This window comes from Marinobacter sp. MIT930201 (assembly GCF_047122665.1).
In the GTDB taxonomy this organism is placed as follows: domain Bacteria; phylum Pseudomonadota; class Gammaproteobacteria; order Pseudomonadales; family Oleiphilaceae; genus Marinobacter; species Marinobacter salarius.
Window position 1 is genome coordinate 4,291,614 of sequence record NZ_CP138916.1, and the last position, 19,932, is coordinate 4,311,545.

Consider the following 19,932-nt stretch of genomic DNA (forward strand, 5'->3'; position numbering starts at 1 on the left):
AGACTTCTTATCACATAAAGTTAAAGACTTTGCAGCACACGCCGAAAACCAGTTTATGAATGAAAGACAGCCGATAGGCTGTTTGACTGACCCCCCGAATAGACTGTCTCGAAAAGGACCCGGAAAATGAACCTGAGTTTCGGCCAGAAGTTGCTCGTCGCCTTTGGTATTTTGCTTTTACTTGTTATGGGGGCGTTTACGCTCAGCGGCAACCTCCGGTTACAGGAGACTACGGATACTTATGTTGATGCACTGATTGAAGACACCGTGGCTCAGAGTACGTCCAGCATTGCGGATTGGCTCAACACCCGTCTTGCCATGACCGAAGCAACGGCAAAAGCACTGGAGTCGGTGGAAACCGATGCCGAGGCGAGGGTTATCCTGGCCGCTGCGACAACCGGTGGCGGGTTCATTGACGTCTATGTTGGCCGTGATGATGGCTATATGCTGATGAAGGACGATGCCTCAGAAGCCACGCTGCCTGCGGATTTCGACCCACGCACGCGGCCCTGGTTCAAACAGGCGAAACAAAAGGGCTCAGCGTCGTTCACCGAACCCTACGTGGACGCGGGCACTGGAGGCACCATCATTTCCACGCTGGCACCGGTCAAACGTGGGGCTTACCAGGGTGTTGTCGGTGGTGATATTGCCCTGAAGACCATAGAACAGACGCTCTCCACGATTACGCTGGCCAACACCGGCTATGCCGCCCTGATCAGTGACGACGGCACCGTGTTGTTTCACCCGGACCAGAAACTGGTTGGCAAGAAGATCAGCAGTCTTTTGGGAGAATCTCCTCGGCTCAGCGGTGAAATTCACGAATATGACACCGGAGATGCCAGTTGGACTGCCGGTTTCCATCGCATCAAAGGTGCCCGTGGTGTTGAGTGGTATCTCGGCACTTTTATCAATGAGGACAAAATCAATGCGCCGGTCCATGCCGCTCGCGTAACCGGGCTGATCATCGCAGTAATTGGCTTGTTGGTGTCCCTGGTGATCCTGCGTTTTGGTATCCGCGTGCTGATGGCTCCCGTTCGCAAGCTTAATGCCGCCATGGCATCAATCGCCAGTGGCGAGGCGGACCTCACCAAGCGCCTGGACGATAGCGCCAACGACGAGTTCGGCAAGCTCGCGGCGGAGTTCAACAGCTTTGTTGAGAATATCCAGAATGTGGTCCGGGACGTCCAGCAAGGCACCGCCGAGCTTGGCGAAAACGTGTCCTCCCTGCGGGATACTGCCAGCACCAGCCGAGACAGCGTTGAAAAACAGCAGGCCGAGATTGATATGGTGGCCACGGCCATCAATGAGATGTCTGCCGCTGCCGGGGAAATTGCACAGAATGCCCAACAGACCGCGGATGCGTCCAACACCGCCGATGCAGACAGCCGCGCTTCCCTTGAAACCGTTGCCGCTTCCCGGGATGCAGTCCAGAAATTGTCAAAAGAGATTAACGCCGCTGCGGAAGTCATCGATAAACTCGGCAAGGACGTTACCGACATTACCTCGGTTCTCGAGGTAATTCAGGGGATTGCTGAACAGACCAACCTGCTGGCACTGAACGCGGCGATCGAGGCCGCAAGGGCAGGGGACGCGGGTCGTGGCTTTGCGGTTGTTGCTGACGAAGTGCGCAATCTGGCCCGCCGCACCCAGGACAGCACGGAAGAGATCAACAACATGATTGAGCGCCTGCAAAGCGGTGCAACCCAGGCTGTGGACGTCATGAAGGCATCAACAGCGGTCTCGAATGTGAGCATGGAGAAAGCCCAGGATGCCATGGAGTCCCTTAACCGTATTGCTGATGCCATAACGTCGATCAGCCAGATGACCTCCCAGATCGCAACGGCTTCTGAGGAGCAGACCTCTGTGACGGAAGAGTTGAACTCCTCCATCACCCGGATTGCCGACCAGGGCCAGGAGGCCGCCAAGGCTGCCAGCGAGAACGACGTCTATAGCGGTCAGATCGAATCGGTCGGCCACACGCTTAGTAAGAACGTGTCACGATTCAGGGTTTGAGTAAGACGTTTTCTGGGGCGCGGATAGTATCTGGATTCGCCGTCGGAGTTCGAGGAGGGTTCTGGTGCCGATGGCCCGGGACTCGTCCGTCAGATAGGGATTTTCCAGAACAAGGACGTTCCGGCTGTGCAGGTTTAGCTCGTCGATGGACTGGCCGTAGTATTGGTTGAGGTACGCGCCAAAGCTGCCATCGAAAATGGCCCTTTCCATGCCCAATTGAAGCCGATGTGCTGTTTCGTGGTCGTGCCGGTTGACGAAGAAGTAAGAGGGCATCGGATAGGCCAGCAGCAGGTCCGGCTCGATGGCGAAATCTTCGTTGTTTTCAAGCTCCAGATCGAAAAGAACCTCGTTGACTCCCCGGGCGAAGCATTCAAAACGATGATTCTCCAGCATGCGGAAAAGAATTTCGTACCGCGAGTGAGTCACCACGCTGACTCCGTTGGCCTGAAGAATCGACGAATCCGGCCAGTGTGCGCCCTGGCCGATGCGGATACCGACTTCCTCAAGATTGCCAAGGCTTCGGATGCCTTTGAACCTGGGCAATGATTCTTTAAGCACCACGCACACCCGAAGCCCCAAAAGTCCGCCATCGATAGGTATGGGGATGGCCTGCAGGCTTTCTTCCCTCTGTTTTGATGTCGCGACATTCGCGAGATCGACCAATTTTGATTGCTGGCGCTCAAGTTCGCGGACAACCCGGCCTTGGGCCATCTCCGGGGTGCGAGTGATTCGATACGAACCGTATTCCGGTGTCTTGTCGAAGGCGAGGGCAACCAGGGCACGTATGGGTGGGCTGTCGTAATTGCGGTACCACAGGCGATATTCCCTTGCCTGTGTTTCTCCAGACAGATATTCCGAAGACACACCGGTTCCCGGGCAAGCCAGAAACAATGCCAGGGCCGTCAGCCAGCCACGCGCACGCCTCACTTTCATTGAAGACTTACTCCCGCGTCCATTCGAGTTTCTTGTTATCGCCCGTTTTGATATCCAAGCAGTTTAGGTGAATTTTTCTTTCCGGAAAGGGATAACCGTAAAAAATCCCGAAAACAGTTGCGATACCTTTTAAACGGCTGCAATCATGGGCGTTAAATCACCAACAGGTAAGAAAACATGGCGTTCATCGACAATCTGATAGGTGCAACCGGCCATTGGGTGTCTGAATCGAATCCTGGGGCGCGAATCACGCAACCGCTGGCCTGGCTCCGTAAAACCAGTGGTTATGCGGCCGTCAACCGAATTATTGGCCTATCGATCCCGTTCGCACCACGAAATCGATTCAGTGTTGAGGAGATTCGCCCAGGGTTCGTTAAGGCAAGAATACGCCTGAAAGGCAATAAGAACCACTTTGGTAGCCTCTACGCCGGTGCCTATTTCCTGGTGGCGGAGATCCCCGGTGGTGTGTTGACGCTGTTTGATCTCGGCCCGGCTTACACGCCGATTCTCAAGGAAATGACGCTTCAGTTCCTGCAGCCGGCGAATTCCGATGTGTTTGTGGAGTTTTCACTGGACGCCGCCACGGTTGAAGCCATCAAGGCCGAGGCCGATGCTACGGGCAGGGCCGCGTTTGAGTTGGAAGGCACACTGTACGACAGTGACGGCCATCATGTGGCCACTTCGATGGCCCACTATCGTGTTCGCAAGAAAGGCTTCCAGGCGCAGTGAACTGAGGTTGATTCAAGCGCCGTCCAACTCCCGTAGGGCGGCGAGGAAAGTTTCCCCATATTTTTCAAGCTTTGCCGCACCCACGCCGTTTATCTCAGCCATTTCGGCAAGGCTGTTCGGTTTTTTGTCCAGGATTTCAAACAGCGTGGCATCGTGGAAAATCACGTAGGGCGGCACGCCCTTCTCATCCGCCAGCGATTTTCGGCAGGCCCGCAGCGCTTCCCAGCCGGGTTTGTCAGTGATCTGGTCTGCAATCCTGCGGCGGCCGGACCCTGATGACCCACGGCCACTGGAGGCTTTCACCACGGGATCCTTGCGTAATTGGATAGCTACCTCGCCCTTAAGTAGCGGGCGGCATTGCTCCGTGAGTTGCAACGCTCCATAGCCTTCCGGGTCAGCCCTGAGGTAACCGTTGGCCACCAGTTGACGGAACACGGACTTCCAGTCATTAGCCGATAACTCGGTACCAATGCCGTAGGTGGAAACCGTTTGATGGCCGGACTGCAGGATACGTTCGTTCTCAGAGCCGCGTAACACATCAATTAAATATGTGACCCCGAAACGTTGCCCGGTCCTGAACACGCAGGAGAGCGCCTTCTGAACGGCAACCTTGCCGTCCCAGGTTTCCGGTGGGGTCAGGCAGGTATCACAGTTCCCGCAGGGCTGTTCAAGGGTGTCGCCGAAATACCGCAGCAACACCTGTCGCCGACAGCTTGTCACTTCGCACAGGCCTAGCATGGCATCCAGTTTCTGGCGCTCAACCCGTTTGAAGTGGTCATTGCCCATGGAGCCTTCGAGCATCTGTCGCAGTTTGATCACGTCCTGCAGGCCGTAAACCATCCAGGCGGTCGAAGGCTTTCCATCACGACCGGCTCGGCCGGTTTCCTGATAGTAGGCTTCCAGGCTTTTTGGAAGGTCCAGGTGGGCGACAAATCGAACATCGGGTTTATCGATGCCCATGCCAAAAGCAATGGTGGCCACGATGATGACGCCGTCCTCGCGTAGGAAGCGCTCCTGATTCCGCGCGCGATCACCGGCATTGAGGCCCGCATGGTAGGGCAGAGCGGTGTAGCCTTTGTCACTGAGCAGCTTCGCGGTGCTGTCGACTTTGTTGCGGGACAGGCAATAAACGATGCCGCAGTCGCCATCATGTTCCGCTTTAATAAAATCCAGTAGTTGTTTGTTTGCATTGGTTTTCGGAGCAATTCTGTACTGAATATTCGGGCGATCAAAACCACTGATAAAGTGTCGGGCTTCGGTCAGGGACAGCCGTTCAGCGATCTCCTTGCGGGTGTGCTCGTCCGCGGTGGCGGTGAGGGCTATGCGGGGTACGCCCGGGAATTCATGGGCCAGCCGGCTTAGCTCCAGGTAGTCGGAGCGGAAATCGTGGCCCCACTGGGACACGCAGTGGGCTTCGTCGATGGCAAACAGGGAAATAGAAGCATCATGTAACAGGTCCAGTGTGCGAGGCTGGATCAGCCGTTCCGGCGCGCAGTAAAGCAGGTCGAGTTCGCCGGTCATAAGGGCGTTTTCAGTGTCCCGGGCCTGTTCGAAATCCATGGTGGAGTTCAGGAACGCGGCCCTAACGCCCAGTTCTTTCAGCGCCGCCACCTGATCCTGCATCAGTGCAATCAGCGGTGATATGACGACAGCTGTTCCGGCGCGAACCAGGGCTGGAACCTGATAACAGAGGGATTTACCACCACCGGTGGGCATCAGTACCAACGCATCGCCACCGTTAACCAGCTCGCGGATAATGTCGCCCTGCAAGGGCCGGAAGGTCTCGTAACCGAAAACACGATGAAGGACTTCTTCCGGGTCCTGGTCGTTAACACGGGGGCGCTCTGTGCTGAGTTGTGCAAAATCCATGACTTGGCCAGCGGTGTTGGTTGAGGGTAAAGGGTGCCATTCTGGCAGGCAGGCCATGATACCAGAAAGCGGTCACGGAATCGGCGGAGACAAACAAACCTTATAAACGCTACAATGCGCCTTTTTTCTGCACCCAACAAACAGGAACTCCATGCAGGAATTTGACGCCATCCGACCTTACTCGGACGAGGAAACCGGAACCGCCATCAACAATCTGGTACGGGATCCGGAATTTCTGGATATGATTGGCCGCTTCAAATCGCCCACACTGGCCAAATGGGCGCCGGGAATGCTCCGGGTATGGGTCAAGCGCTGGCTGGCCAGGAACTTTGGCGGACTTACCCGTATCGACGACCTCCAGGCGCGATTGTCTGGCTACGTTGGTGAACTGGTTGATCACACAACGACCCGGGTTACCCACAGCGGGCTGGAAAATCTGGACAAGCAGAGCGCTCACCTGTTCATCTCCAACCACCGCGACATCGTGTTCGACCCGATGGTGGTCAATTACCTGCTGTTCGCGAACGGCTTCAATACCACACGTATTGCCATTGGCGACAACCTGCTGGCGAACCGCGTATTTGCTGAAATGATGCGGCTGAACAAGAGCTTTGTGGTGCGTCGCAGTATGACCAGCCCACGTGAAATGCGGGACGCCTACATCATGCTTTCGGCGTTTATCAATCATAGTATCGACAACAACGAGAGCATCTGGATTGCGCAGCGTGAAGGGCGCGCCAAAGACGGGCTGGATTTCACCGATCCCGCCATTATTAAAATGTTCTACATGAGCCAGAAGAAAAGTGGGTTGGATTTCGGCGAAGCCATGAACCGGCTGCACATCGTGCCGGTGTCCATTGCCTACGAGTATGATCCCTGCGATATGGACAAGGCCCGAGAGCTCGAAACCCGCTCCCGCACGGGCAAATACGTTAAGGCGGAAGGCGAGGATACTAACCAGATAATGCGCGGGCTCACGGGGTTCAAGGGCCACGTGCACGTGCATTTCGGAGCACCCATCGCGGATGCCGAAAACACGCCTAAGGAACTGGCTGCCCGGATCGATCGGGAGATGCATGCCAATTATCACTTGCACACGTCCAACCTGGTGGCCTATCAGCAAAGAGGCATTCATCCTGATTCACACGCCAGCAGAGACTCTGTAAGCGATGCGGTGGTGACGGCAGAGGCCTGGTCAGCGGCGGAAATAGAAGCCGCCGAGGCGGAGATGGAGCGTCGACTTGATGCCTGCGACCCGGCGATTCGGCCCTATCTGCTGGATATGTACGCCAACCCGGTGGTCACGGCGCTTGAAGCTCACAATGGCAACGGCTCGACGGATACACCAACGGAACACCCCTGATACCCGAGGTATTTTGTGCAAGAACTTCAAACTATCGAATTGGAAACCAATCCCAATCCTACTGCCGCCGTTATCTGGCTGCATGGCCTTGGAGCCAGTGGCCATGATTTCGAGCCGGTAGTGCCGGAGCTGGGGCTGCCCGACAATGCCGCTGTTCGGTTCATTTTCCCTCACGCCCCCAACATGCCGGTCACCATTAACGGTGGAATGACGATGCCAGCCTGGTATGACATCAAGGCAATGGATATTGACCGGGTGGTCGACACCGATCAGTTGATGGCCTCGTCAGACGCGGTTGCAAAACTGGTGGACCGGGAAATTGAGCGTGGCGTGAAGAGCGAGAACATTGTGATTGCTGGATTTTCCCAGGGGGGCGCCGTGGCCTACGAGCTTGGGTTGAGCTATCCGAAGCGCCTGGCGGGCATTATTGCCCTGTCAACATACTTTGCCACTGCGAAGACTGTGAAGTGCTCAGAGGCGAATCATGATATCCCGATCCGGATCTATCATGGCACCTTTGACCCCATGGTACCGGAGGCCCTGGGCCGGCAAAGCGTGGAAAAGCTGCAGGACATGGGGTTTGAACCCACGTATGAGACCTATCCGATGGAACACAGCGTGTGCATGGAAGAGATCGTGGATATCGGCAAGTTCCTTCGCGATAACGTACTGTAAAGCTCGCCTGACGTTCGATTGGCGAAGCCTAAGCAGGGCAGGTTGCCTCGCTTAGCTTCGCCAGAACGCTGGTGAAAGCACAATTACCACGCTCAGTATTTCCAGGCGCCCCATCAGCATACCCACCGATAGAATCCATTTGGCAAGCTCCGGGAGCGGTGCAAAGGTGCCCGCTGGCCCAATTGTGTCGCCGAGCGCCGGGCCAACGTTGGTCAGCACGGTGAGTGCTCCGGACAGGCTGGTGATAAAGTCCAACTGCAGAGCTGCCAGCGCGACCGTTATGATCAGCAGGCACAACAGAAAGATAAAGGTGTAGGCAATCATCGAAGCGATAATTTCGTCGCTGACCGCGCGGCCATTGTAGTTGCGGGTGAATACGGCCCTGGGATGCAGCAGCCGCATCAGCTGCTCCCTCAGTACGATCAATGAGAGCTGGAAGCGGAACACTTTCATGCCCCCGGCTGTTGAGCCGGAGCACCCGCCGATAAACATCAGAAAGAAAAACAGCACAAACGCAAGTGGGCCCCACGCAGAGTAATCTTCCGAGGCATAGCCGGTTGTCGTGACCACAGACGTGACATTGAAGAGCGTCGACACGTAGCCGTTAACGAGGTCGAACTCCACTGGTGAGACGTACCAGCGGTAAAGAGTCAGTAAGGCAGGTACCACCAGCAGGATGGTCACGAACAGCCGCACCTGCTGATCCCTGAACAGTACGCCGTGCTGGCCATGCATTTCCCGGACAAAAAGAAAGAACGGCATGCTGCCGATCATCATGAACAGGGTGGCTTCCAACAGAATCAGGTTGGAGTCGAACTTGCCCATGGACAAGTCGGATGTGGAGAAGCCGCCGGTCGCAATACTCGTCAGGCCATGGTTGAATGCGTCAAACAGGCTCATGCCGGACAACCAATAGGTCGTTACCGCAAGCACCGAAAACGCCACGTAAACCAACAGCAGGCCACGACTGAGGGTTTTCATTCGCGGCAGGGCCTTGTCAGTCCATTCTGAAGATTCCGTTGCAAAAAGCCGCATGCCGCCCACGCGGAGGAAGGGCAATACGGCAACGAACATGCCGATGATCCCGATACCGCCAATCCATTGCAGTACAGAGCGCCAGAGCAGTAGGTCCTGATCCATGGTGTCCAGGCCGGTAAGCACCGTGGCTCCGGTGGTGGTGATGCCGGATGTGCCTTCGAAAAAGGCCTCGCCGAGGGTAAGCCCCAGATCACTGAGATAGAACGGGAGCGAGGAGAGCAGGGCGATAATAAACCAGCTGGAGACGGTCAGCACGAACATGTAGCGGGGCTTCAGGTCTCGTGCCTGGCGGTAGGTCGCGAGAATGCCCAGCAGCCCCGTGCCAAAACAGATAGCCGCAGACTCCGCAAACGCCATGGCATTCGGCGATTCAGAAGTTACGAGAAGAAGCACAGGTAAGGTCATGAAAATACTAAGAAGTATAAACATGACGCTCATGATAAAGATTACGGGGTTCAGGTTTCTCAAAGGACGCTCTAGCCGGCTGAACAGAGAGACGGCGTCAGAATACATGCGGCTTGGGGCTTTCGCAAGGTGGAACCCGCAGTGCGTCAGGGCCTTACAGGTACATTAAATCACTGTAAATTCCGCGTAAATAAGGATCCGAACGCTGGTGTTTGTCGTCAGCCTGATGCAACTTCGAATTGTGAGTTCGGTTTGAAACCGGAAGGAGAATTCAAATGAAAAAGTCGATTGCATTGATGCTTGGTCTTTCTGCAGCGCCGCTGATGGCGGTCTCCCAAAGCGCCTTCGCTGATGTCTACAAGTCAGGTGGTGGTAGCCTTTATGCGGGCCTGAACTACAGCTTTATCAATATCGAAAACGGCAGTGACGACGTTGACGTTGGTACGCTGTCCGCGAAGGTGGGTGGCCTGGTGTCGCCTTTCTTTGGGCTCGAAGCCCGTGCTGGGTTTGGCGTGGACGATGATCGCATTGGCGGCGTCGATTATTCGCTGGACAATTTCTTCGGCGGCTACGCCACGCTGAATCTGGCGAACGAATCACCCGCAACGCCTTACGTTATTTTCGGTGTAACCCGGGTTGAAGTGGAAGCGAAGTCGTTCCTGGGGACCACCACCGAGGATGAGTCGGACTTTTCCTACGGCGCTGGTGTGAATGTTGAGCTGGCACCGGAAGTGTCTGGCAACGTGGAATACATGCGTTACTATGACAAGGATGGCTCCACCGTTGACGGTCTGGGCCTGGGCGTCACCTTCAACTTCTGATCGGAGCGCTCTGCACAAAGAAACCTTGGCGGCGGAGGCCTGTTCGCCGCCGTTATTGGGAGCCAGTTTGAATCACCTTGCCCATCTTTTTCTCGCACCAGATTCTCCCAAGGTTCGTGTGGGCAGCCTGCTGGGGGACTTTGCGAGAGGCATAGTGCCGGACGAACTGCCCCGGGAAGTGAGGGTGGGGCTGCAGCATCACAGGGCGGTGGATGCGTTTACCGACCAGCATTCGCAAGTCATTGCCAGCAAGCGGTTGTTCTCCCCTCAGCGCAGACGTTTTTCGGGTGTGGCGCTGGATATCCTCTACGATCACTACCTGTTAAGAAACTGGCAACGCTTTAGTCATGTGAATTCCGATACCTTTATCGATCAGATCTATCGGGAACTCGATGAAAACGCGTCGTTGATGCCTGAGAAAATGCAAAAGGTGACTCAGCAGATCGTTCTCCACGACTGGTTCCGCTCATACCAGGACATTGACAACATTGGGTATGCTCTGGACCGGGTCGCCAATCGCATACGGTTCAGGAATGCGTTCAGCGGAATCATCGAGGAGATCAAAGCCCACGACCAGGAACTCGAACACAGGTTCCTCAGCTTTTTCCCTGAACTCAAACACTTTGCCACAAAGGATTTTGAATGTTGACGGACTCCAAGAGATACGTTGTCGCTGCGCTTTTCGCGTTCCTGATCCCCTCCATCGCCATGGCTGAGAGCAGCAGTAATGAAAACGCTGTGCCAGAGCGACTTGGTTTTGTGGAATGGCTTGTACTCGAGGGTACAGGACTGCGCATGAAGGCCCGGCTGGACACCGGGGCCAAAACCTCTTCACTGCATGCCGTCAATGTTGAGCCGTTCATGAAAGGTGATGAAGAATGGGTCAGTTTCCAGTTGCCGCTGGCTGACCACCAGGATGAGGACGACGCCGACGGCAAGAATCTGGAAGAGGTGATTCTGGAGTTCAGCCTGCCTGTTGAGCGTACGGTTAAGATCAAGCGCAAGGGCGCACCCTCGCAGCGCCGGTTTGTGGTGGTTATGGACTTCTGCATTGCCGGTACCAGTCATAAAACTGAGTTCTCACTCACGGACCGTGGGAAGTTTTCCTATCCGGCGTTGTTGGGTCGACGGTTCATGCGCGACGACAATATCCTGATTGATTCGGCGGACGCCTTCATCGCGAAGCAGGACTGCGAGTACAAAAATCTGGCCGATGTTGCTGAAGAGCACGCTGGGTGAGTTGTTTGTAAAGTCTGCGTATAGACAAAATGTAGCTATAAGTCTACAATGATGCCAAGTGTTAAGTGGGCGAAAGCCTTAAAAACAGTGGTGTCCGCTATGAGTAACGCGCAGAAACTCGCAACCTTCCAAAAGAACAACGTCTCCGGCGTTGGCCTTAAAACCGTGTTTAATATTCTGGACCGTTGGGGCTGTACTCCCGAGCAGGTACAGAAAATCCTTCAGATCTCCCGCCCGGCGTACTACAAGTATCGTAAAGCGCCGGAGCAGGCGAGCCTGACCCATGACCAGATTGAACGTCTCAGTTATCTGGTCAACATCCATGGCTGCCTGCGGATGATCTTCGAGAACCCGAAGAACGTTTACGGCTTTATGGCCCTGAAAAACGACAATCCGTACTTCAACGGCAAAAGTCCCCTTGAGATTATCAGTACGGGCCAGTTTGCTGCTTTGTATGAAACGTTCAGGCGTATCGATGTATTGCGCGGGGGGCTCTGGTGAGTCAGGAACTGCCGCCAACGATCACACCCGAGAGCATTACCGGGTTTCGCCTGATCAACTCGAGGTTTCCGCCCATCAGCCTGTTTGATGATGTGGCGGACGAAGATGAGTTTGATGCGCTCTACGAACTTCAAGCGCTCACCAACCCCCGTCTTCAGACCGAGTTGGGTAATCTCAACCTGATCCGCAAAGCGGAGATCCCGTTCGGAATCCCTGGCTGCTCCTACGCCACCGGCCCGTTTACCCATGTAAACCCCGAAGGCAGCCGCTTCAGCGATGGCCAGTACGGTGTTCTGTATATGGGGGAGAGCATCGATACAGCAATAGCGGAGGTGGCCTATCACCAGTCACGCTACTGGCAGGGCGTTCACGGTTTGGACTACGACCGGCTGGTGTTCCGGGGGCTAAAGTGCAAGGTAGGGACGATGACCCTGCACGACGCCACGACCCTCTCCTTTGGGGACGCCATCTACGATGCTGACAGCTACGCTGCTTCACGGAGTTATGGTCGCAGGCTCTACAGGGCAGGCTCGGAAGGGCTTCGGTATCACTCTGTTCGAAAACCCGGCGATACCTGCTGGGGATTATTCACTCCCAGGCACGTCCGCAGTGTTATCCAGACGGCGCATTTCGAGTTTATCTGGAACGGTGAGCAAATCAGCTCGGTTAACAAATTCACCAAGGCGTGAGAATACCGTTACGGTTTCCATTCACTGACGATCAAATCGAACAGTGCCCGCAATTCTGAACGTTCATAGTTTCGCACGCCGCATATCAGATTGAGGTTGGTGATCATCTCCGGGTCATCAAAAATACGCACCCCTCCGCGGCTCTGTGATTGTTCCGCGAACTCCCGCTCCACAAGCCCAAACCCCATGCCGGATTTGACCATAACCACCGTGGAATACTCGTCGTCGGAACTGGTGGCCGCGTCGGAGAGGCTTGCCTGAGGGCCAAGCAGGTCCTTCATGAAATCAAAAAACGGGCAGTCCCGGTTGGGCCAGATCCAGGGCAGGCGCCGACGTGACTCGAAGTCGGCTGGTAGGGTGTCGAACTCCGTATCCGCAGGGCCAACAACGGAAATACGTACTGGCGTGAGTGGCACCACCTTCAACCTCGGGTCCTCGCAGTTGCCATAGACATACCCCAGATCCAGCTCTTCCGAAAGCACTTGCTCGACAATCTGGGTTGACGCCCGGGTTTTCATTTCCAGGTTGAGGTGAGGGAGAGCGTCCGTCTTCCGGCGAAGCACTTCGTCTACACGAAGGTATTCAGGCGGAGAGTTCAGTCCAAGGCGGAGTGTTGCGTGGGGCACCGAACGCAAGGAAAGCGCAGTGTTACGTACATCTTCCACGGCGGTAAACACCTGGCGAACGGGCATGAGCAAGCGCTCGCCAGCCGCGGTCAGGGACATTCCCTGTTTACTGCGCTCGAACAGCAGAACCTCGAACTCTTCCTCAAGCTGGCGAAGGTGCTCGCTCACCGCAGACGGTGTCGAATGACGACGAGCGGCCGCGCGAGTCAGATTGGCCTCTTCAGCCACCAGAAGAAAAGACTTGAGCCTGTCCAGCTTTATGTTCATATTTTTCGAACACCGGGTTCAAATAATGTCGATGGACGACCTGGTACGGCGGGTCGAGAATGGTTTCATTGTAGTCATCGTTCATATTTAAAGGAAGATGAAAATGAAAGCCATCCTCGTCAATCAAACACTCAGACAAACACCATCGATTGCATGTGTTCCCTCAAAGAGCTCTTTCATGAGGCGAGCCATCGCTGCTATCAAACGCTATGCGGGACGTTGGAGTCGCCGGTACCAATTGAGGCAGTCGCTGTATGAAATGGACACCAGGCTGGTCGAAAAAGACATAGGGTTGCCTCACGGCAGTCTGGTAGAGGAAGCGCACAAGCCATTCTGGCGGGAGTAGTCGTCACGCTGAGCCTTGTTCACCAGGGCTCAGCGATGCGTCTTCCAGAACGGGCTGTGTGCCTCTCGTAGCAGCTGAGCTCTGGTTGTTCCGATGTCCCATGCCAAACGATCCAGCTCTCTCATCGGCATTCCCCGCAGGCGTCTTCTTAGGCGTGTGCGGGTTCTTTGGTTCTCAATATAGTGTTTGAGTGTGCGAAACAGGACTTTGTCGATGTTCATATTCCACCTCCGGTGCTTGATAAAATTCTATTGGACCGGTGTTGGCGGAACAGACACAGAAGGGTGCTATTGGGGGAGTACAGTTTTAAGATACAGTTGACGCCAGCGAAACGGGTGCTAACCTTCCGTAGGTGCCGGGCTCCCATATAATTCATTTTTCAACATGACTACTTGTTTCGTGGCCGACTCGTGAGGGATCACCTGAAATATTCTATTTCCCTAGTTCTCAGCCTGTGTCTCAGCCTGGCGTCGGCGCATGCTTCCATACGCTCGGAATATGAAGTCAAAGCGGCGTTCCTCTACAACTTCACACGTTTTATTACTTGGTCAAATGGAGCAACCGCTTCCGATCCTCTTGATGTGTGCATCTACGGCGATGACCCCTTCGGCAACCTGCTTGACCCCATGCAAGGTCGTAAATCCCAGGGCAGGGCGCTTCAGCTTCGATACCCCAACGTTCCGGCCGATATCGCGGGATGCGACGTACTTTATATAGGGCAGTCCCAGTCCAGAAATGTCGACGAACTGCTCGAAATGGCCGAGAGCCACGAAGGCATACTGACAGTGAGTGATTTGCCAGACTTCATTCGCAAGGGCGGGATTGTCGGTTACGTGAAGCAGGGTAATGTTATTCGCTTCGAAATCAGCCTGAAAGCCGCAATGAAAGCGGGCCTGACCATTAACTCCAGGCTTCTGGAACTGGCGGTGAGGGTCCTGAGATGATGGGGCGGTGGCGATACTGGCGACTGAAAACCAAACTGCTATTCCTTACGTTGTTCACCAGCGCACTTGGCATCACCCTGGTCTGCGCGAGCCTCATCTTTGTTGAGAACCAGAATTACCGGAAACAGCTTGAATCCGAGCTTCATGTCATCGCCGGCATCCTGGCGGAGCAGTCCGCTGCCGCCCTGGTGTTCGAGGACAACGAGCAGCTGAGCAGTATTATCACCAGCCTCAAGCGTATCGACACTATTCGGCAGGCCTGTGTCTACAACCAGCAAGGGGACGTGATGACGTCTCTTTCAGGCCGGCCACAGGGGCAATGCCCGTCGGTTGGTTCGTCGTTGGAAGTAGGGTTCGTCGGGGACGTCTATCAGTTACTGATGCCGGTCACACTGGACAACGAAGTGGTCGGGCAGCTTTTCCTCTCATCACACCTTGAAGTTTTGCGGGGCCATATCCGGACCTTTGTATCCGTAGCCTCCGGTATCGGGGCGGTGATCCTCATCGCGCTGGTATTCCTGGCGCTCAGGTTACAGAGAATCGTATCCGAACCCATTCTCAAGCTTTCGGAGACGGCCGAGCGCATCGCCCAGGATCACGACTATTCCATTCGTGCGCCGGTTTCCGGCACCGACGAACTCGGGCGCCTGGGTAACACCTTCAACGAGATGATCAGCACCATCCAGCAACAGAACCGCCGGATCCTGGAAAGCCGTGACAGCCTGGAGCGCATCGTCGAGGCCAGGACCTCCGAGCTGAGCATGGCCAACCGTGAACTGGAGGCGTTCAGTTACTCGGTCTCCCATGACCTCAGGCAGCCCCTGAGAGCCGTTGAAGGGTTTGGGCAAGCCCTGGAAGAGGATTGTGGCGATCAGTTGAATGAGATCGGTAAGGATTACCTGAAGCGAATCCGCGCGGCCAGTGTACGGATGGCGGGGCTGATCGATGGGTTGCTTGTTCTGTCCCGCGTCAGCCGACAGTCCATGGAAAATCAGACAATAGACTTGAGCCAGATGTTGGAAGAAATTGCGGAAGAACTGCAAGACATCAGCGATGATGTGCCAACGGAAATTCTCATACAGCCGGGTATGTGGGTTGTAGGCGACAGCCGAATGCTGCGTGTTGCCTTCCAGAACCTGATGGCGAATGCCTGGAAATACAGCGCCAAAGAAGAAAAACGAATTGTCGAAGTGTTGTCTCGAAGAGAAGGGCGCTGGGTTGCTATTGAGGTTCGTGATAACGGTGTCGGCTTCGATATGAGGTATATCGACAAACTGTTTGTGGCATTCAATCGACTTCATACGCCGTCGGAGTTCGGCGGCACAGGTATTGGCCTGGCGACTGTATACCGCGTGGTTCGCCGGCACCATGGCGATATTTCCGCTACGTCGCAACTGGGTGAGGGGGCAAGTTTTGTTGTGAAGTTGCCTGTTTCGGGAGATCAGGGCTAGACTGTAGTCAGATTCAACCTATTAATGCAATTCATTGAAAGGGCAAATAAAATCATGGATGGCCATTCAATCCTTGTGGTTGAAGACAACCCGGATGATCAGGTTCTGGCAGTGCGAGCCCTCAAGAGTGCGAGCGAAAACAGCCCTGTCATCGTAAAAGAAGACGGGCAGGAAGCCCTGGACTTCCTGTTTGGCAACGATGCCAGGCAGCCGTGTAAAGATCTGGATTCGCTCGGTCTTGTTTTGCTTGATGTGAAGCTTCCCAAGGTCAGTGGCCTGGAGGTCCTGAAAGGTATTCGGTCCTCGCCACTAACCAATTGGCTGCCAGTCGTTATGGTTACATCCTCTGATGAGCCGGCAGACCTGTTGAATGCATACCGTCTGGGTGCCAACAGCTTTATCACCAAGTCGATCAATTATCGGGAGTTTACGGAACAAATGAAGTTGCTTGCCCGCTATTGGCTTTTTGTCAATAAAGTGCCCAAGGCAGGTGCGGTTCGCTCGTTATAAAAAGGTAAGGCCATTGACAGACACAGCCAGCCCTCTACGGATGTTGATCGTCGAAGATTCAGAAGACGATGCGCTGCTTCTACTGCGAGAGATGCGCAAAGGAGGCATAGCCCCCTATCATGAGTTGGTAGACAGCGAAGACCGTCTGTCCTATGCCCTTCGCCGGGGTAAGTGGGATATCGTCATTACCGACCACAACATGCCCGGCTTCTCTTCGTTCAGGGTATTGGAGCTGACCAAGAAGTACTGCAAGGACCTGCCAGTAATCATCGTATCCGGAACGATCGGCGAGGGCGTTGCCGTTACCGCCATGAAAGCCGGTGCGCAGGATTACATCATGAAGGACAACCTGTCCCGGTTGATTCCTGCCATTGATCGGGAAGTACGTGAAGGATTCATGCGCCAGGCCAAGCGTGTTGCCGAGAATGCCCTGGAGCATATGGCCTATCATGACAGCCTGACTGATCTTGTGAACCGCCGGGAATTCGAGCGGCGGCTGGTGCAGGCGCTCGAAGACACCCATAAAACCGGCCGTCATCATGTACTGCTCTATCTTGACCTTGACCAGTTCAAGATCATAAACGACACCTGTGGTCATGTGGCTGGGGATTACTTGCTTAAGCAGGTCGCCGCATTGCTGTCACTTCAAATTCGCTCTGATGATACCCTGGCTCGCCTCGGCGGCGACGAATTTGGAGTACTGCTGCGCGGTTGCGACGCGGTCCATGCACACAAGGTCGCTGAAAAGCTGTGTGAAGTGGTCCATGAGTTCCGCTTTGTTTGGCAGAACAAGCCGTTCTCGGTGTCGCTCAGCATCGGTATGGTTTTGATCAACGAAAACTACAACAGTGCCGGTGAGCTTCTGAGCCACGCCGACCTGGCCTGCTACGCCGCCAAGGATCGGGGACGCAATAACGTCCAGCTTTACGAAACCGATGACAGTGATATGCAGCAACGTCAGCGGGATATGAACTGGACCAGCCGAATTCAGCAGGCTCTGCAAAATAACAGTTTCTGCCTATGGCAGCAGGAAATGGTTGCCCTTCAGCCAGAAGCCAACGACGGTTATCGCACCGAATTTCTGGTCCGCCTGAACGAAGGGGATGACATCGTACCTCCAGGAGCCTTCATTCCTGCGGCGGAACGCTTCAACTTGATGACACGAGTTGATCGCAAGGTCATCGACCTGGCATTTGACTACCTTGATCGCACTGGGCTCGGGCGTGAGAGCACAGGAACGTTCTTTATTAATCTGTCTGGAAGCTCGTTTAACGAGCCAGAACTGTTTCTGTACATCAGCCAGTTAGCGGAGCGGTACAAGCTGATTCCCGAACGTATCTGCTTTGAAATTACTGAAACTTCCGCCATTGCCAATCTGAACGCGACTCAGAGGTTCATCAATTCCGCCAAAAGAAGAGGGTTCAAATTCGCGCTTGATGATTTCGGTGCGGGCATGAGTTCGTTCTCCTATCTGAAAGCCCTGCCAGTGGACTACCTGAAAATTGATGGTGGTTTCGTCCGCAACCTGCTGGACGACCCAATCGATTTGTCGATAGTCGATGCGTGCAACCGGATTGGCCACTCCGCAGGACTCAAGACGGTTGCCGAGTTCGTGGAGAACGACGAGGTGAGAGCCCGTCTGGTTGAACTGGGCCTCGACTTCGCCCAGGGATATGGGATTTCCATGCCTCGACCGCTGGAATAGCTACCTCTCCGCCTTTGTTCACACTTCAATAATGGACGTAACCTCCAAAAGGATTATCAATGCTCGAAAATGGTGACTTGATATTACGCTATCTGGAGCGTCTGGGTGTCGAGTATGTGTTTGGCGTTCCTGGCGGGAGCATTGAACCATTTTATGATGCGTTGGCAAGAAGTGAACGCCGGGGAGGCATTCGGACCATTACTGCTCGTCATGAATCCGGAGCGGCCTTCATGGCAGAAGGGTATGCCCGCGAAACTGGAAAAATAGGCGTCTGTTGTTCAACTGCAGGTCCTGGTGCCACGAACCTGTTAACCGGTGTCGCATCAGCCTATGCGGACGGCATTCCCATTCTCGTCATAACGGCGCAAACAGGGCTGGACAAGTTTGGCCAGGGTTCATTGCAGGAAACATCTTGCACAGGAATTCATACAGTCGAGATGTTTGCCAAATGTACGCGTTACAACACTTTGGTATCGCATCCTGCGCAACTCGAAACCAAACTGCTTCAGGCTGTAAGCCATGCTGTGAGTAATCAACCCGGGCCGGCACACCTTGCGATCCCCCTGGATGTAATGCGCCATCGGATTCCGGATAACGTAAAGGATCAGGCGCTCAATGCTTTTCTCAACCACGAAGTTGCTCCCAACCAGGCGTCCCTCCAGGCGCTGCTGGACGATTTAGAGTGCACCGATAAGGTCACGCTGGTGTTGGGTGAGGGCGCTACGGGGGCAAATGATATATTGGTAGCGTTGGCGGAATCACGTAATTGGCTACTCGTTACCACGCCGCGAGGAAAAGGGCTCGTAGATAGCTTTCATCCACTCTACAGGGGCGTATTCGGTTTCGCCGGCCACAATAGCGCGACCGACGCGTTAAAAGTGGAGAATGCGGATCGTGTCGTAGCCATCGGCACAGCCCTCGATGAAGTATCCACGTGTGGATGGGACCCGACCACCATACTGTCGGACCGCCTGATTCATATTTCCAGCAACCCTTCACATCTCAGCCGTTCAACAATGGCGAGGTTGGTAGTTCTGGGCTCCCCGAAACTCGTATTTGGAGCGATCGCGGATAAATTGATTGGTGACGCTACTGGAGAGTCCAGACAGCCAGTTACCAGCGATGCTCCCTTGCCGGAAAATACCCGTTTTGATGAACCTGAGGTTTGTCTTGAAAGATCGGGGCGCATTAAAGCCCAGGCACTGATGAATTTCATGAGTACGATATGCCCCCGGGATTCCCGAGTCCTTATGGATACCGGAAACAGCTTCCTGTGGGGGATTCATTACTGGAATGTTCGGCGCCCGAAAGGCATGCCAGCTGAAAGGAATCTGTTCAATATCGGGTTGGGGTTTGCTGCAATGGGCTGGGCGATCGGCAGTTCTATCGGGATGGCCGCGGCCAACCGGGACAAGCCGGTTGTTTGTTTTACGGGAGACGGCAGCTATCTGATGTCAGGTCAGGAATTGACGATTGCGCTCCAGGAAAACCTGAATGTATTGATGCTCGTTCTGAACGATGCTTCATTAGGCATGGTCAATCATGGACAGAAATTGAGCGGAGGGGAACGGGTCGCCACGCAACTACCAAGTGTGGATTTTGCCATGATGGCCAAAGCATTGGGTATTGAGTCTCACACAGTACAGACCATGGAGCAGTTGATAGACCTGGACATACCCGAAATTCTGTCACGTCCCGGCCCTTGCCTTCTGGATATCATCGTCGATGGTGATCAGGTACCTCCATTAGGATCGAGAATGAAGGTGTTAACCGGCTCGATACCCAACGACAATTAACTTAGGGGAAAT

The 19,932-nt window shown here is 54.6% G+C and carries 19 protein-coding genes; 15 read left to right on the plus strand and 4 right to left on the minus strand.

Going from position 1 to position 19,932, the window contains the following annotated elements:
* Nucleotides 1-126: 126 nt before the first annotated feature.
* Nucleotides 127-2,013: a methyl-accepting chemotaxis protein gene (locus tag SIC19_RS19535; RefSeq protein ID WP_091644281.1), complete on the plus strand. Its 1,887-nt coding sequence runs from the start codon at nucleotides 127-129 to the stop codon at nucleotides 2,011-2,013.
* Here the strand turns inward: SIC19_RS19535 and SIC19_RS19540 are convergent.
* Entirely contained in the window at nucleotides 1,996-2,946 is a 951-nt protein-coding gene (locus SIC19_RS19540) for a hypothetical protein (RefSeq protein ID WP_091644284.1), read from the minus strand. The two genes, SIC19_RS19535 and SIC19_RS19540, sit on opposite strands and share 18 nt — an antisense overlap.
* Before the next feature lie 177 nt (nucleotides 2,947-3,123).
* On the opposite strand from SIC19_RS19540, the gene SIC19_RS19545 reads away from it, so the two are divergent.
* Nucleotides 3,124-3,675, plus strand: a complete 552-nt coding sequence (locus SIC19_RS19545) for a PaaI family thioesterase (protein ID WP_036207280.1) — start codon at nucleotides 3,124-3,126, stop codon at nucleotides 3,673-3,675.
* 12 nt (nucleotides 3,676-3,687) lie between these two features.
* On the opposite strand, the gene recQ is transcribed toward SIC19_RS19545, so the two are convergent.
* Entirely contained in the window at nucleotides 3,688-5,544 is a 1,857-nt protein-coding gene (gene recQ, locus SIC19_RS19550) for a DNA helicase RecQ (RefSeq protein WP_127401311.1), read from the minus strand.
* Between the two features lie 151 nt (nucleotides 5,545-5,695).
* Between recQ and SIC19_RS19555 the strand changes: the two genes are divergently transcribed.
* Both SIC19_RS19555 and SIC19_RS19560 read left to right on the plus strand, forming a co-directional pair.
* Nucleotides 5,696-6,907 (plus strand): 1-acyl-sn-glycerol-3-phosphate acyltransferase, encoded by a 1,212-nt coding sequence (locus SIC19_RS19555; RefSeq protein ID WP_036207273.1) that lies wholly within the window; start codon nucleotides 5,696-5,698, stop codon nucleotides 6,905-6,907.
* 15 nt (nucleotides 6,908-6,922) lie between these two features.
* Entirely contained in the window at nucleotides 6,923-7,582 is a 660-nt protein-coding gene (locus tag SIC19_RS19560) for an alpha/beta hydrolase (RefSeq protein WP_091644289.1), read from the plus strand.
* A 51-nt stretch (nucleotides 7,583-7,633) separates the two neighbouring features.
* Here SIC19_RS19560 and SIC19_RS19565 read toward each other — a convergent pair whose 3' ends face one another.
* A complete protein-coding gene (locus SIC19_RS19565; RefSeq protein ID WP_075194863.1) occupies nucleotides 7,634-9,049 on the minus strand; it encodes a TrkH family potassium uptake protein in 1,416 nt (471 codons plus the stop codon).
* Nucleotides 9,050-9,300: 251 nt separating this feature from the next.
* Here SIC19_RS19565 and SIC19_RS19570 point away from each other — a divergent pair, with 251 nt between their 5' ends.
* The 5 genes from SIC19_RS19570 to SIC19_RS19590 all read left to right on the plus strand — a co-directional run bounded on the left by SIC19_RS19570 (nucleotide 9,301) and on the right by SIC19_RS19590 (nucleotide 12,275).
* Nucleotides 9,301-9,846: a porin family protein gene (locus SIC19_RS19570; protein ID WP_007152159.1), complete on the plus strand. Its 546-nt coding sequence runs from the start codon at nucleotides 9,301-9,303 to the stop codon at nucleotides 9,844-9,846.
* A 67-nt stretch (nucleotides 9,847-9,913) separates the two neighbouring features.
* Complete coding sequence (locus tag SIC19_RS19575) at nucleotides 9,914-10,495, plus strand: ACP phosphodiesterase (RefSeq protein ID WP_127401309.1); 582 nt, start codon at nucleotides 9,914-9,916, stop codon at nucleotides 10,493-10,495.
* Entirely contained in the window at nucleotides 10,489-11,085 is a 597-nt protein-coding gene (locus tag SIC19_RS19580; protein WP_036207262.1) for an ATP-dependent zinc protease, read from the plus strand. Before SIC19_RS19575 ends, SIC19_RS19580 begins: the two co-directional genes overlap by 7 nt.
* A 99-nt stretch (nucleotides 11,086-11,184) precedes the next feature.
* A complete protein-coding gene (locus SIC19_RS19585) occupies nucleotides 11,185-11,586 on the plus strand; it encodes an antitoxin Xre-like helix-turn-helix domain-containing protein (protein WP_127401307.1) in 402 nt (133 codons plus the stop codon).
* Nucleotides 11,583-12,275, plus strand: a complete 693-nt coding sequence (locus tag SIC19_RS19590; protein ID WP_083637157.1) for an RES family NAD+ phosphorylase — start codon at nucleotides 11,583-11,585, stop codon at nucleotides 12,273-12,275. Before SIC19_RS19585 ends, SIC19_RS19590 begins: the two co-directional genes overlap by 4 nt.
* 8 nt (nucleotides 12,276-12,283) lie before the next feature.
* Here the strand turns inward: SIC19_RS19590 and SIC19_RS19595 are convergent, their stop codons facing one another.
* Nucleotides 12,284-13,168 (minus strand): LysR family transcriptional regulator, encoded by an 885-nt coding sequence (locus tag SIC19_RS19595; protein WP_127401305.1) that lies wholly within the window; start codon nucleotides 13,166-13,168, stop codon nucleotides 12,284-12,286.
* 178 nt (nucleotides 13,169-13,346) lie between these two features.
* Between SIC19_RS19595 and SIC19_RS19600 the strand changes: the two genes are divergently transcribed.
* The 6 genes from SIC19_RS19600 (at nucleotide 13,347) to SIC19_RS19625 (ending at nucleotide 19,920) form a co-directional block, all read left to right on the plus strand.
* Nucleotides 13,347-13,514, plus strand: a complete 168-nt coding sequence (locus SIC19_RS19600; RefSeq protein ID WP_156105500.1) for a DUF1127 domain-containing protein — start codon at nucleotides 13,347-13,349, stop codon at nucleotides 13,512-13,514.
* Between the two features lie 410 nt (nucleotides 13,515-13,924).
* Nucleotides 13,925-14,458 (plus strand): YfiR family protein, encoded by a 534-nt coding sequence (locus SIC19_RS19605; protein WP_157132739.1) that lies wholly within the window; start codon nucleotides 13,925-13,927, stop codon nucleotides 14,456-14,458.
* Complete coding sequence (locus SIC19_RS19610; RefSeq protein ID WP_007152169.1) at nucleotides 14,455-15,909, plus strand: ATP-binding protein; 1,455 nt, start codon at nucleotides 14,455-14,457, stop codon at nucleotides 15,907-15,909. The genes SIC19_RS19605 and SIC19_RS19610 overlap by 4 nt, the downstream gene beginning before the upstream one ends.
* A 54-nt stretch (nucleotides 15,910-15,963) precedes the next feature.
* A complete protein-coding gene (locus SIC19_RS19615; RefSeq protein WP_036207564.1) occupies nucleotides 15,964-16,419 on the plus strand; it encodes a response regulator in 456 nt (151 codons plus the stop codon).
* 13 nt (nucleotides 16,420-16,432) lie between these two features.
* The gene (locus tag SIC19_RS19620; RefSeq protein WP_226909918.1) at nucleotides 16,433-18,124 is read left to right on the plus strand and encodes an EAL domain-containing protein; all 1,692 of its coding nucleotides are present in this window, start codon (nucleotides 16,433-16,435) and stop codon (nucleotides 18,122-18,124) included.
* 59 nt (nucleotides 18,125-18,183) lie between these two features.
* Nucleotides 18,184-19,920 carry a thiamine pyrophosphate-binding protein gene (locus SIC19_RS19625; protein WP_127401303.1) on the plus strand — a complete coding sequence of 579 codons (1,737 nt, stop codon included), beginning with the start codon at nucleotides 18,184-18,186 and terminating at the stop codon, nucleotides 19,918-19,920.
* Nucleotides 19,921-19,932: the final 12 nt, after the last annotated feature.